The organism is Paenibacillus tyrphae (assembly GCF_027925525.1).
Taxonomy (GTDB): Bacteria; Bacillota; Bacilli; order Paenibacillales; family NBRC-103111; genus Paenibacillus_G; species Paenibacillus_G tyrfis_B.
Genome location: NZ_BSDJ01000044.1, coordinates 1 through 13,478, shown reverse-complemented (window position 1 = coordinate 13,478; position 13,478 = coordinate 1). Strand labels below are relative to the sequence as shown.

Below are 13,478 nucleotides of genomic sequence, written 5' to 3'. Positions count from 1 at the left end.
TTATTTTGGGCTGAATCCGCTATGCTTTAACGTGGATAAGAAGCTAACGGAAGGAGCACCAAGGTGATGCAAAGCTCAGGAGTTGGCCGGATGGCAGAGGCAGCAGCCGAAGAAAAAAAACGTTTCGCTGCGGCACGGAGAGGAGAGTTCATGCGAACGATGAAATGGCAGAAGACGCTTCGCACGGCTCTGCTTTTTGTCGTGCTGCTGACTTCCGTTCCCGGCGGGCAAACGAACGCGTCTGCGGGCTTGGCAGTTTCCCCGGTTAAAGGGAAGCATGTCGCCGCCGGATTGTTCCATTCGTTCGCCATAAAATCGGACAGAACCGCGGTCGCTTGGGGAAATAACGGGATGAGCTATTCGCGGGTACCCGAAGGCCTGAATGACGTCGTGGCGATCGACGGCGGGGCGGTGCATTCGCTGGCGTTGAAAGCCGACGGGACCGTCATCGCTTGGGGTGAAAATTCTCACGGGCAAGCCAGCGTACCGCCCGGACTTAATAAAGCGACGGCGATCGCAGCGGGAGTATCCCATTCGATGGCCGTGAAACCGGACCGGACCGTCATCGCCTGGGGGGATAACGAAAAAGGACAAGCGAATGTACCGGCCGGGCTAAACGATGTGATTGCGGTTGCGGGAGGGCTGTATCATTCGCTGGCCTTGAAGGGAGACGGCACGGTCGTCGCCTGGGGAAACAACGATTCCGGGCAAACCGACGTGCCGACCGGGTTAAACCAGGTGACGGCGATTGCCACGAAATTTTATCATTCGCTGGCACTGAAGGCAGACGGTACCGTCATCGCTTGGGGAATGAACGACAGCCGCCAAACGGACGTACCGCCCGGGCTGAATGGGGTCTTGGCGATTGCAGCCGGAAGGACACATTCGCTGGCGCTCAAGTCGGATGGGACCGTCGTCGCTTGGGGAGGGAACGTGTTTGGACAAAGCGACGTACCGCCGGGACTGAACGGAGTCGTAGCGATCGCGGCGGGCCAATATCATTCGCTCGCTTTGAAATCGGACGGCACGGTCGTCGGCTGGGGATGGAATTCGGAGGGGCAGACGAAAGCGCCGGGCAGCGCGGACCTGAGGGGGTTAACTTTGCAGGAGGGACCCATCAACCCACCGTTCCAGCCTTCGGTCACGGAATATACGTATGCCTATGTCGGGCCATCCGTTTCCAAGGTCCATCTGACGGCGACGCTCGCCGATTCGACCAACGGAGCCTTATATATCAATGATGAATTGCAATCCAACGGCGGTGAGACGGCCGTTCCCGTAACCGGGGCATCGACCGACATACCGGTTCGTGTCGAGCCTTTTCTTTTGCCGGGAAAAATCTACACAATCCGGATTCTGAAAGATGCCACGGCCCCCGTTGTAACATTCAGCCCGAACGGTAACAATTCATCGGCGAAGTCGGCTACCGCCATGGTGACGGTTGAAGATACGGAGAGCGGTGTCGCTCCCGCTTCTCTTCAATACGCTTGGACGCCGTCCTTGGCCGTGCCTGCCGACGGCTGGGCGCCTTTCACAACCGGAGATACGCTGAAGCAAGCAGGCGGGGACGGCAAATGGTATTTGCACGTTCGCGTCGCCGATCGGGCCGGGAATACGACCGATCGGATCGCGGGTCCTTTCCTTCTCGATAACACGGCCCCAGAGATCGTGATGAACGGCAGCAATCCGATGTATGTCCCGGTAGGTAAGCCTTATATGGAACCGGGCGCGACGGCAAGGGACGCGATCGACGGCGATCTCCCGGCTGCTACTATTGTGACCTCGGGAGATGTGGATACCGCCAGTCCGGGAGCTTACGAGGTTCGCTATCGCGTCACCGACCATGCAGGGAACGCCTCCACCGTTACCCGCAGCGTGTATGTCAAAAACGGACCTGCCATTTATTTGAAGGGGCCCGGCACGATGACTGTCGAAGCAAAAGGTACGTTTACGGACCCCGGCGCAACGGCTATAGACGTGCTGGATAACGACATTACCCCGTCGATTACCGTAACGGGAACCGTAGATACCAGCCGCCTGGGCGTCTATCGGCTCGATTATAACGCAATGGACCGTTTCCAACATGCAGCGCCAACCGTGACGCGCACCGTCTACGTGAAGGACACGCAGCCACCCGTGTTAACGCTGCTGGGTAACAATCCGCTGATCGTTGGAGTCGGTGGTTCCTTCAACGATCCCGGTGCAAAGGCGCAGGACGGCTATGACGGCGACGTTTCTTCCTCGATCACCGCTAAGGGAAGCGTGGATACGAGCCGTCCGGGCTCCTATACGTTAGAGTACCACGCAACGGACCGCTCGCTTAATGACGCTGTGCCGGTAACCCGGGCGGTAGTTGTCATCGCCCCCCCGGTGATTACTCTGCTGGGCCCGTCTGCGATGAGTACGAAAGCTGGCGAATCCTTCACCGATCCCGGAGCACAGGCGAAGGATACTTACTATGGAGACCTTTCCGGTCAAATAACGGTAACCGGAGCCGTGAACACGCAGACGCCCGGCGTCTATACACTGCGTTACAACGTCCAAAACCCGACCGGCCTTGCCGCAGCCGAGGTGACTCGAACCGTCACGGTCGTTGGCGCAAGCGAATCCGGACACTCGGGAGATTCCGGCAGCTCCGGAGATTCCGGCGGTTCTGCTTCACCTGTACCGCCTGAACCCAAGGACAAGACGACGATAACGGTGAGCGTCAGAATCAATGGCAAAGAGACGGATGCAAAAGCGGCAAAAGAAACGTCCAGCGAAGGCCAATCCGTTCTGCGAGTCGCCTTGCCTGGAGAGCCATTGACAGCAGCTTTCGCAGCCAGGCCGGAGGTCGTCATTGAGATCATGAACGGCGAGCCGGTCATCAAGACGGAATTGCCAGCGGCGCCGCTTCTGGAGACGTTAGCCAAACAACCGGGTGCATTCGTGCAAATCAAGGCTGCAGGAGCAAGCTACAGACTTCCGCTCAGCCTGTTGGCGAATGAACCGAAGGATGCAATCATCACCATCGCGATAGCCAAAGCATCTAATGCGACAAGCGCCGCCGTCAATGCCGCAGTACAAAGGCAAGGCGCGCAGCCGCTGCTTGATAACCCGGTTCGTTTCTCAGTACTTTCCAACGGGAAAGAAATCACGGATTTCAATGGAAGCTACACGGCCCGGACATTGTCCCTGCACTCCACCGCGGACTCGGGCAAAGCAACGGCAGTTTGGGTAGATGCGATCAACCAGGTACATTTTATCCCGTCCATATTTACAAGTCATGGCGGAGAGAACATGGCAACCATCTTCTCTCCGCGTAACGGCATGGTGACGGTTATTCAATCGAATCAATCGTTCGCGGACTTGAGAGGCCATTGGGCGCAAGCGGATATCGAGCGGCTGGCGAACAAACGCATTGCCGAAGGGGTGACTGTGGATGCGTTTGTCCCGGACGTTCCAATTACCCGTGCCGAATTCGCGTCTCTGCTGGTGCGTTCGCTCGGGCTCGCCGAAGAAAAGAAATCCCTCCCGTTTACGGATATCGAGACCACTGATTGGTATGCCGGAACAGTAGGAACAGCGCAGAAAGCGGGATGGATCAACGGATACGAAGACGGAACCTTCCGGCCGAACGAAACCATTACCCGCGTGGAAATGGCGGCCATGATTGCGCGGGCCCTGAAATTCGCCGGGAAAGCTCCTCAAACGAACTTGGTCGTACTTGATCGGTTCGACGACGCTACAGGCATTGCGGACTGGGCCAAGCAAGCTGCTGCTCAGCTTTATGCGGCAGGTATAATCCAAGGAACGACCGAAACAACCTTCGGTCCCCAGGAGCGGGCAACCCGCGCTCAAAGCGCCGTCATGCTGAAACGAATGCTGCAATATTTGCATTTTATTAACGAATAACGTTCCACGAATGGCTTTCGCCGCCCTCTCGACGGTGAAGGCCATTTTTATCTGGCGATTGGGAAACAACCTTGAAAAATGGTAAAATATGCAGAACCTATCATTCTACCAATCATAAGGAGATCGGGGCATGAGCCGAAGAAGATTGCAGATTGGCATGTGGCATGCATTCAGCGAAGAGGATATGGAACGTTTCGGTTCCGATGCGATTGGCGGTATTGAAATTTGCCAATATCGCGATAACGAAAGCTTATTGTATACAACGAAAGTCTGTAAAGAGAAGGGTCTTTCCTTTGGCATTCATACGCCGGTTTTCGGCGGACAGTCGTACAGGCTGCCGCGGGTTACTTCCATAGACCGCGAGGAGCGAGAAGAAGCCTTGCGCCGCGTAGAACGTGAAGTCCGTACAGCAGCACAATATGGTGCCGATTATATTTTGTTTCATTATCCTTTCGTGCCGATATTCCCATTGGAAACGAAGCAGGTTTACACCAACATGCCGAGGCCGGACGAACGTTATGAGACCGATCAGATTGATGCGGCTCAGCTTAGGGACATCTCCCTCCGATTGTTTGATGCGCTTTGCGGCCTTCAATACAGGTATGGGCAGCGTATCGTATTGGAGCATGATTTTTGGGGAGAGCATGAGGAGCTGCTTACGACGATGTTCCGGGAGCATCCGGAGATTGGGCTGGTCGTGGATACGTCCCGGCTGGATATTTCCGCAAGAGCATTTCACAATGTCGAGCCGATGCGCTGGCTCGAAGCCGTGGCGCCGTATGTTTATTTGGTCCATTACAGCAACGTCCGGTACGAAGCAGACCGGTTCATTCATCACCTTCCCGTTCTGCCGGAGCAAGACGATGACGACCGCTTCGGGAACGCCTACGCCTATCTCGCCTACCTAGCGCAGCGGAACGAACGGTTTCACGTAACCTTTGAGCATCACGCAAATCTCATTGACCGCAATCGGCTGCTTGAGCTTTATGCCCGAACGAAACGGTTGTTACAAACCTCTCTGAAGAAATCCGACCCGGCCTAAGCGAAATGAATGCCCCCTTGACCTTCACGTAACGGAAAGGTGTACGCTATCGGTGCACCGACATACGATGAAGGAGAGGTACTTATGCCAAATCATGATCAAATTTATGCCGAGCAAGCGGGGCGCTACGACCGCTTAATCAGCAAGCAACCCGAATTAACGCATATCGTGCATTCCATCAAGCCGTTCGCAGGTCTCGACATCGTCGATCTGGGCGCCGGAAGCGGCAGGTTAACGTCCGCCTTGATCGGACAAGCGCGGTCGCTGACGGCAACCGATGCATCCGCCGCGATGCTGGACGTCTTGAAGGAGCGCATCCCTGAAGCGGACCGTCCCCGCCTGCACACAGTCGTCGCGGATCACCGCGAGCTGCCCTTGCCGGACGCCAGCGCGGACTTGATCGTTTCCGGTTGGAGCCTGTGCTACTTGACGAACAGCAACGATCCGCTGTGGACGTCCAACCTGGAGCGCATTCAGCAGGAAATAAACCGGGTGCTTCGTCCCGGCGGAACCGTGATCATCTTCGAAACGATGGGCACAGGCTTCGAAACGCCGAATCCGCCCGATTTTCTCTTGGAATATTATGCGGCTTTGGAGCGGCAGTATGGCTTTACCCACCAATGGATTCGCTCGGATTATACATTCGAGAGCCTGAGTGAAGCGGAAGAACTAACCCGCTTTTTCTTCGGCGATGAACTGGCTTCCCAAGTCGTCGCAAAAGGCTCGACGTCCGTTCCTGAATGCGCTGGCATCTGGTTCAAGCATTATTAAGCGCTCCCTGCATAGCAAAGAGGCTGTTCACCCGAGCATCACCACTCGGCAAACAGCCTCTTCTTAGTCAACAACGGCCTAGAGCCCTAAAATCGCATCAATCATCGGCTTCGTATCCCCGCCCGGGTACAATAGATAGAGCAAAATGTACACGGCCACACCCGTCGGCGCCGTCAGCAGCCACATGACTGCCGTCCAACGGCCGATTTTGCGGTGCTTGGCAAACCTCTTATTGAACGCATACAGCAACGTGACGATACCGAAAACACCTGCGAGCGTCGCGAGCGTAATATGGAAAAACAAAAACAGATGATAAGCCAGCTTCAAATTCTCCGGTCCGCCGAAGGACGTGTTGCCGATAAAGATCGTCCGGCTAGCATAAATCAGAAAGAACGCCAGCGCAAATCCCGAGCCCCAAAGCATCAGCTTTTGGTGCGTTTCCCGGTTCCCCTTCACAATATGGTACCAGCCGAACGCGACAAAGACGGCGCTAATTACAATAAAAGACGTACTGATCGTTGGCAAAATCGCTATTTTCACGTGTACCCCACCCGTTCACTTTGCAATAAACATTCAACCATGCCCATTAGGCCCGATTGGCGCTCCCTGCCGGAAAATAAGGCTCATCGGGCAGCTCGTCATCCTGCTTGCGCTCCCTCCGATACCAACGGAAAAAGGTAAAGCCCAATGCCATGCCATATACAATCTCCTGGACGATCTTCATGATGACGCCGCCAAGCTGCTGATCGTCGAGCATCGGCAGCAGCAAGAGCTGCTCCGGAACGGCCGAGTACATCGCATACATCGGATCTCTGGCGAAAATAATCAACGCACAGGCCGGTGTCAGCAAAATCCCGTTCACGAAAATGTACGCCATCCGTTTCATCTCGGACATGCTGTTGTATTCCGGCAACGGGCAAAACACCGGGAACCACATTTGGAAGGCGGCCAACAGGAAAAAGATTTTATAAACGAACAGCGCTGCGGCATTGGCCATCAAAGCATCCATGATCATCGGAATGTGATACATAGAGAAGATGAAGTTAAATACAAATAGCGACAGCAGCGGATTCGTCAAGAAACGCATAATCCGTTTGGCCATTTGACCTTTCAACGCGGGACGCAGCAGCCACCCCGGCAGCCCAAGCAGCAAACACGGCGGCATGACCAGATACAAAATCGACTGCTGGAACATATGAACGCTGAAAAAGTAGTGATGGCCGTAATAGGAAAGCGGGCTGCCTTCCGCCGCGTACCATAAAGCCAGTCCGAGCCAGAACCACAGCTTTTGTTTCAATGTGACGGGCTCACTATCCGCAAAATCTTTACGCCAACGGCCTACCGCGAGCGTATATAATACACCGACAACAATCAACAGCAGCAAGAAACCGGGGCTCCATAATGCAGCAAACGTAGGGCCGGTTTCATGCCCTCCATGGGACATCGTAGGGTCCAAGACGATTATGCTCCTTTCCCAACCCGGTTCTTGTGCCGGGAATTGTGTCGAAACGGTGAAAATGTCTGCCGTTACGCAAAAGAGAGGGGCTTACGTACGCAGCCTCCTCTCTCCTCTATCCTACCACCAAACCCAATATACGGCCATGATAACCGCGGTTAATGCGATAAACGCGCCGAATGCCAATCCGACAATCGGGAAGAAATGTCCCCGGTCTTTCATATGCATCCAGTAAGCCAATTGGATTATAATCTGTACAATCGCCAATCCGACGATAAAGAACAAGATAAACGAACGGTCCAACCCGCCGTACAGCACGACGGCAAATGCCAGCATCGTGAGCACGATGGAGATAATGTACGAGATGTAGTGATTCTTCGGACCTTCCAAACGATGACGATCACCGGCAGACGACGAATGGTGTTGGTTGCTCATTTATGGACCCACCTTCCCCATCAGGTATACGACCGTAAAGATGAATACCCAAATGACGTCGATAAAGTGCCAGTATAAGCCGGCGACGTAATATTTGGGCGCCGTAACTACAGTCAAGCCTTTTTTGAAGCCGTTGATGATCAAAAGCGAGATCCACAGGACACCGAAAGCCACGTGAGCGCCATGGAAGCCTACCAACGTATAGAAGGAGGTAGCGAACGCGCTTTTCGAGAACGTATGACCTTCGTTGACATAGTGTACGAACTCGTAAATTTCAAGGCCCAGGAAGGCGAGACCGAGCAATACGGTAACGGCCATCCAGGCTTGAAGCTTTTGGAACTGATTGCGGTGCAGCGCCATGGTGGCGAACACGCTGGTCAAAGAACTGGTAAGCAAAATGAATGTCGACAGTGCGACCAAATCAAGCGTGAACAAATGCTGAGCCGTCGGGCCGTCCGGCACTTGGTTGCGAAGTGCGATGAAGGAGGCGAAGAGCGAACCGAAGAGTACGCACTCGCCGCCAAGGAACAGCCAGAAGCCCAAAACTTTATTTTTGCCTTCTAAAGTTGCCGTTTCTGCGTGAGGTGGCAAAGCGCCGCCTGCTTCATGATGTGCTGCACTCATGCCTTCGCCCCCTTATCGTTTAATTCCTCCGGCTCGATATGGAATCCATGATCATCGTAGACGGAACGGAAGAACATGCAGATTAACGTCATGCCGATACCGAGGATACTAACAATATACGTATGGTACATAAAGCCGTACCCTGCAATAAACAAACCGATAGACATCAGAATTGGCAGAATCGATGGCGACGGCATATGAATCGAACCGATCGGTTCGGCCGGCGTCATTTCTTTGTTGCCTGCCATTTTCTCTTTCCAGAATGCATCGTATCCGCGAACCAGAGGCGTTTGCTTGAAGTTGTACTCCGGCGGCGGCGAAGGAATCGTCCACTCCAGCGTACGTCCGTCCCACGGATCTGCAGGAGCCGTAACCGGTTTTCTCAGCGAAGAGAAGCAGTTGATCAGGAAGACGATCGTCCCGATTCCCATCAGGAATGCGCCGATGGTACTGATAAAGTTCCCTTGTTCAAGCCCGACGCCCGGCTGATACGTAAACACGCGGCGTGGCATCCCCATCAAGCCCAAGAAGTGCTGCGGGAAGAACGTCATATGGAACCCGATAAAGAAAGTCCAGAAATGAATTTTACCAAGCGTTTCGTTCAGCATGCGGCCGAACATTTTCGGCCACCAGTAGTACGAAGCTGCGAACAACGCGAGGACAAGACCACCGACGATAACGTAGTGGAAGTGAGCTACGACGAAGTACGTATCGTGATATTGGAAGTCAGCTGCCGGTACGGCAAGCATAACCCCGGTTACACCACCCATAACGAACGTCGGAATAAATGCCGTTGCGAAAATGTTAGCCGTCGTAAAGCGGATTTGACCGCCCCACAGCGTAAACAGCCAGTTGAAGATTTTAACCCCGGTCGGTACCGCGATCGCCATCGTAGCAACCCCGAAGATCGCATCCCCGACAGGACCGATCCCTGTCGTAAACATATGGTGAGCCCATACCATGAAGCCCAAAAATCCGATAAGAGCCGTAGCGAATACCATGGAGCTATATCCGAACAAACGCTTTTTCGAGAACGTCGACACGATATCCGAAATGATACCGAACGCTGGCAAAATCAAGATGTAAACTTCGGGGTGCCCGAAAATCCAGAAAAGGTGTTCCCACAGTACCGGGTTACCGCCCTTCGCCACATCGAAGAAAGCGCCGCTAAAAATCCGGTCGAACATCAATTCGACAAGGCCTACCGTAATGGCCGGGAAAGCGAAAAGAATGAGCAAAGAAGTAATGAACGCGGCCCAAGTAAACATTGGCATTCTCATGTAAGTCATGCCTGGCGCACGCATGTTGATGATCGTAACGAGGAAGTTAATCCCCCCGATCAGCGTACCGAGACCTGCGATCTGCAAGCCGAGAACGTAGAAGTCTACGCCCTTGAATACCCCGGTTGGGTCAATGATGCCTGCAAGCGGCGGGTAAGCCGTCCAGCCCGCTGCCGGCGCGCCGCCAAGAAACCACGAGGTGTTCAGCAGCAAGCCGCCGAAGAAGAACAACCAGAAGCCCAGTGCGTTCACGAACGGGAACGCTACGTCGCGAGCTCCGATCTGAAGCGGTACGATCGCATTCATAAAACAGAAGATGACCGGCATCGCCGCAAGGAAGATCATCGTCGTACCGTGCATGGTTGTTAATTGGTTAAACGTATCTCCGAAGAAGATTTTCTGATCGGGGTAAAGCAGCTGAATCCGGATCAAGATGGCCTCAATGCCGCCCATCAGGAAGAAGATCCCGCCCGCGATCAAATATAAAATTCCGATCTTTTTATGGTCCACCGTGGTAAGCCAATCCATCAGCCCAGTGTACCGTTTTGCCGTGTGTCCGTGAGCCACCGTATAAACCTCCTTTTTCCGCGATGCTCGTTACTTTAACTTCAACGAATTCAAGTATTTGATTACATCATTGATTTGGTCGTCCTTCAATCCGACTTGAGGCATTTTGTTGCCCGGTTTCACCGATTGAGGATCGGAAATCCACTGCTTCAAACTTTCATCGTTGTGCGGCAAAATGCCAGCAACGAGCTCACGGGAAGCAAAGCCGTTCAAGTTAGGACCCGCGCCGAGTCCCTGTGCGTTAACCGCGTGACAGGACAAACAGTTGTCTTTGAAGATCTGTTCGCCTTTTTGAGCATCGGCCGGAACGGAAGCAGGCGTTTTCATTTTGGCGACCCATTGATCGAAATCGGCTTGATCCATCGATTTCACTTTAAAGTCCATCAAGGAGTGAGAGGCGCCGCAGAGCTCCGCGCACTTTCCTTTGAAGACATCTACTTCGTCTGCTTGCAAGTAGTATACGTTGGTGTTACCCGGGTTCGTGTCCATTTTACCGCCGAGCGACGGAACCCAGAAGGAGTGCTTCACATCGGAAGCGGTTAATTCGAAGGCGATCTTTTTGTTTGTCGGAATGACTAAGTCTTGGGCTGTTGCGATCCCCAACTCCGGATATTCGAATTGCCACCAGAAGGCGTGAGCCGTCACTTTAACATGCAGCGCTTCTTTGTTGTCTCTGTGGTCTTCCAAAAGTTTGAATGTGTACTGTACGGTAGGAACGGCCAAAATGAGGAGCAATATGATCGGAATAACCGTCCAAATAATCTCCAGCGTATGGCTTCCTTCCACCTGTTTCGGAATGATGTCTTTGTCGCCTTTTTTCTTTCTGAAGCGGACCAAGACGTACAAATAAAGTACAAAAACGACCACGACAACCAGAAGCATGATCCCGAAGCTGAGCTTCATGAGGAACAGCTGATCTCTGGCGACCGGCCCCCTTGGCTTTAAGGCGGAAATCGTCTGGTCTCCACACCCCGTTAACAGCAACATCATCAACCCAAAAAGAGGGATGAACCGCCACAGATTTTGCCATCGAATCATCTTAATCAATCCCACCTTATAAAGCAAATATTTTTCGATCAACATAGGTCATAACTTGTCAATGAACCTAATCACCATATTAACTATAAATTCGGACCCGTTTTTTGTCAATGAATCTGAAGAAGTTCACAAATTGTTCGGAACTCTTTATTTGCTAGGGATTAAGCGTTTTCGCCTCTACTTGGTTATTTCCATATAGCGGTGTTTTTATGCATCATTTGGACCTCGCTTTCCTGCGCATAATTCGTCCCCGATAATCAATCCTAAGAAGGAGATTTTCAAAGGAGGGCACTCATGATGCGTTATTTCCGATGGATCGGATCGGCGGCCGCCTTGGGCCTCGCGATGACGATGACCGGCTGCTTTTCATGGTACGATTACAACAGCGCCCAGAATTACGGCAGCAAGCGGGATATGCCAAGGCAAGATACGTCGCGCGCTTATCAAACTCAGCAGCAGTATGCCCCCGTTTCCCACAAAGTAACCAAACTGGAGATGAATCAACATTTGTCCGATCAAGTGGCCGCGATGGACGGGGTCAGCAGCGCGATCGTCATGATGGGCGATAGCACCGCCTATGTCGCCATCACGATGGACAGCACCGCCAGCGGGACGCGGGGAGGCGACGTCGCGGGAACGGAAACCAATAATTACGGTTTGGTCAAAGGGTTGTACAGCACGTACGGAGATCAAAACGATTATGCCCCGCCGGACCAATTGATCAGCGGTGGCAGCGGCGGCGAGACGGAAATGCACCATGAGCATTTGTCGCATTTGTTCAAGCAGAAGATCGCGGAAAAAATTCGCCTGAATCAGCCGACGGTACATGACGTCTATATTTCGGCCAACCGCGTTGTCGTCAACGCGTTCAACCGGATGGCGCAGGACAGTTGGAGCGGAAGAAGCCTGGAGCCGTACCGCGCCCAATTCGCGGAAATGATGGAACAGACGTTCGGTACGGGCGTTACGGTCCCGAATCAAGCGGAAGGGAACGGCCGGGAATATTGAGACCCAGTCCCGTCATCGCTTCAGCGGAAAGCAGGCTGCACCCGGCTTATTTCAGCCCCGTGCAGTTTCTTTTTGCCGTCGGTTCCTGTAGAATTGCATTTATAATTGAAGGTTCTCTTAGAAGAATAATTCGAATTACGAGGAGATAATATAATGAAGAAAAATAATTTTGCCCTGCTCGGGATCGGGAGCGACTTGGCCGAGGCCATGCAAAAACATGGATATAACGAGCCGACGCCGATCCAAAGCGAGGCGATTCCGGTTGCGCTTGCCGGCCACGACATCATCGCTCAAGCACAGACCGGCACGGGCAAAACGCTGGCTTTTGCGCTGCCGATTCTGGAAAACGTCAATCCCGGCAACCCGAACGTGCAGGCGCTGATCGTTACTCCGACCCGTGAGCTTGCCATTCAAATTACGGAAGAAATCAAGCGCTGGGCTCCGCTCAAAGGCTTGCGCGTGCTGTCCGCTTACGGGGGGCAGGATGTCGAACGCCAGATCCGCAAGCTGGAAGGAAATATACATATTATTGTAGCGACGCCAGGACGGCTCCTCGATCATTTGCGCCGGGAAACGGTGCAGCTTCACAAGCTGTCCGTTCTTGTGCTGGACGAAGCGGATCAAATGCTGCACATGGGCTTCCTGCCGGAGGTCGTGGAAATTATTTCGGTGACCCCAAGCCGCAGACAGACGCTGCTGTTCTCGGCTACGATGCCTCCGCGCATCCGTCAGCTGGCCAAAGAGTACATGCGGCAGCCGGTTGAAATCGAAGTGAAATCGAAACGCGTGACGCTGGACGAAATCGAGCAGGTCGTGATTCAGACTACCGACCGTGGAAAGCTGGAAACGCTCTGTAAATTGATCGACGAGGAGAATCCGTATCTGGCGATGATTTTTTGCCGTACGAAGCTTCGAGCGAGCAAGCTGATGAACGAGCTGGCGGAACGCGGGTATTCCTGCGACGAGCTACACGGAGACTTGACGCAGGCGAAGCGCGAGCAGGTCATGAAGCGGTTTCGCGAGGCCAAAATCCAGCTGCTCGTAGCGACCGATATCGCGGCTCGCGGCCTCGACGTCGAAGGCATCACGCACGTGTTCAACTACGACATCCCACACGATGCCGAAAGCTACATTCACCGCATCGGGCGGACGGGACGCGCAGGGCAGACGGGAAAAGCCTTTACGTTTGCCGCGCAGCGGGATGCGATGTATCTGGAGCAGATCGAGCGGGGCATTAAAGCGACGATCGCGAAGCGGTCGGGCAAAGCGGCGGCGGAGCGCGGCGACACGGGTGAAGGCGCGGTACGCGGGCGCAGAGGCGACGCGGATGCGGCAGTGGGCGCGGCACGCGGGCGGCGCGGCG

General features: G+C 53.8%; 11 protein-coding genes. 5 read left to right on the top strand and 6 right to left on the bottom strand.

Features of this window, described 5'->3' with window-relative positions; translation table 11 throughout:
* The first annotated feature begins 90 nt into the window (after positions 1-90).
* From QMG93_RS32290 to QMG93_RS32280, 3 genes are all read left to right on the top strand, one after another.
* A complete protein-coding gene (locus tag QMG93_RS32290; protein WP_281943893.1) occupies positions 91-3,894 on the top strand; it encodes an immunoglobulin-like domain-containing protein in 3,804 nt (1,267 codons plus the stop codon).
* A 130-nt stretch (positions 3,895-4,024) separates the two neighbouring features.
* The gene (locus QMG93_RS32285; protein WP_281943891.1) at positions 4,025-4,936 is read left to right on the top strand and encodes a TIM barrel protein; all 912 of its coding nucleotides are present in this window, start codon (positions 4,025-4,027) and stop codon (positions 4,934-4,936) included.
* Positions 4,937-5,020: 84 nt separating this feature from the next.
* On the top strand, positions 5,021-5,707 hold the full coding sequence (locus tag QMG93_RS32280; RefSeq protein ID WP_281943889.1) for a class I SAM-dependent methyltransferase: 687 nt from the start codon (positions 5,021-5,023) through the stop codon (positions 5,705-5,707).
* 78 nt (positions 5,708-5,785) lie between these two features.
* Here QMG93_RS32280 and QMG93_RS32275 read toward each other — a convergent pair whose 3' ends face one another.
* From QMG93_RS32275 to coxB, 6 genes are all read right to left on the bottom strand, one after another.
* Positions 5,786-6,247, bottom strand: coding sequence for a DUF420 domain-containing protein (locus QMG93_RS32275; RefSeq protein WP_281943887.1), 462 nt, complete (start codon positions 6,245-6,247; stop codon positions 5,786-5,788).
* 46 nt (positions 6,248-6,293) lie between these two features.
* The gene (locus QMG93_RS32270; RefSeq protein WP_281943885.1) at positions 6,294-7,163 is read right to left on the bottom strand and encodes a cytochrome c oxidase assembly protein; all 870 of its coding nucleotides are present in this window, start codon (positions 7,161-7,163) and stop codon (positions 6,294-6,296) included.
* 120 nt (positions 7,164-7,283) lie between these two features.
* Positions 7,284-7,598: a cytochrome C oxidase subunit IV family protein gene (locus tag QMG93_RS32265; RefSeq protein WP_281943882.1), complete on the bottom strand. Its 315-nt coding sequence runs from the start codon at positions 7,596-7,598 to the stop codon at positions 7,284-7,286.
* Positions 7,599-8,222 carry a cytochrome (ubi)quinol oxidase subunit III gene (locus QMG93_RS32260; RefSeq protein WP_281943879.1) on the bottom strand — a complete coding sequence of 208 codons (624 nt, stop codon included), beginning with the start codon at positions 8,220-8,222 and terminating at the stop codon, positions 7,599-7,601. It abuts the gene before it with no gap.
* Positions 8,219-10,030, bottom strand: coding sequence for a cytochrome c oxidase subunit I (gene ctaD / locus QMG93_RS32255; RefSeq protein WP_174807020.1), 1,812 nt, complete (start codon positions 10,028-10,030; stop codon positions 8,219-8,221). The genes QMG93_RS32260 and ctaD overlap by 4 nt, the downstream gene beginning before the upstream one ends.
* A 69-nt stretch (positions 10,031-10,099) precedes the next feature.
* Positions 10,100-11,107 (bottom strand): cytochrome c oxidase subunit II, encoded by a 1,008-nt coding sequence (gene coxB, locus QMG93_RS32250; RefSeq protein ID WP_029191919.1) that lies wholly within the window; start codon positions 11,105-11,107, stop codon positions 10,100-10,102.
* Between the two features lie 294 nt (positions 11,108-11,401).
* Between coxB and QMG93_RS32245 the strand changes: the two genes are divergently transcribed.
* Both QMG93_RS32245 and QMG93_RS32240 read left to right on the top strand, forming a co-directional pair.
* Positions 11,402-12,115 carry a YhcN/YlaJ family sporulation lipoprotein gene (locus QMG93_RS32245; RefSeq protein ID WP_281943876.1) on the top strand — a complete coding sequence of 238 codons (714 nt, stop codon included), beginning with the start codon at positions 11,402-11,404 and terminating at the stop codon, positions 12,113-12,115.
* A gap of 153 nt (positions 12,116-12,268) precedes the next feature.
* Positions 12,269-13,478, top strand: a 1,210-nt coding sequence (locus tag QMG93_RS32240) for a DEAD/DEAH box helicase (RefSeq protein WP_281943874.1), incomplete at its 3' end; no start/stop codon positions are given.

Coding starts and splice junctions, on each gene's coding strand:
- QMG93_RS32290 (WP_281943893.1), top strand. CDS start 91: ATGGCAGAGGCAGCAGCCGAAGAAAAAAAACGTTTCGCTGCGGCACGG.
- QMG93_RS32245 (WP_281943876.1), top strand. CDS start 11,402: ATGATGCGTTATTTCCGATGGATCGGATCGGCGGCCGCCTTGGGCCTC.
- QMG93_RS32285 (WP_281943891.1), top strand. CDS start 4,025: ATGAGCCGAAGAAGATTGCAGATTGGCATGTGGCATGCATTCAGCGAA.
- QMG93_RS32260 (WP_281943879.1), bottom strand. CDS start 8,222: ATGAGTGCAGCACATCATGAAGCAGGCGGCGCTTTGCCACCTCACGCA.
- QMG93_RS32265 (WP_281943882.1), bottom strand. CDS start 7,598: ATGAGCAACCAACACCATTCGTCGTCTGCCGGTGATCGTCATCGTTTG.
- QMG93_RS32280 (WP_281943889.1), top strand. CDS start 5,021: ATGCCAAATCATGATCAAATTTATGCCGAGCAAGCGGGGCGCTACGAC.
- ctaD (WP_174807020.1), bottom strand. CDS start 10,030: ATGGATTGGCTTACCACGGTGGACCATAAAAAGATCGGAATTTTATAT.
- coxB (WP_029191919.1), bottom strand. CDS start 11,107: ATGATTCGATGGCAAAATCTGTGGCGGTTCATCCCTCTTTTTGGGTTG.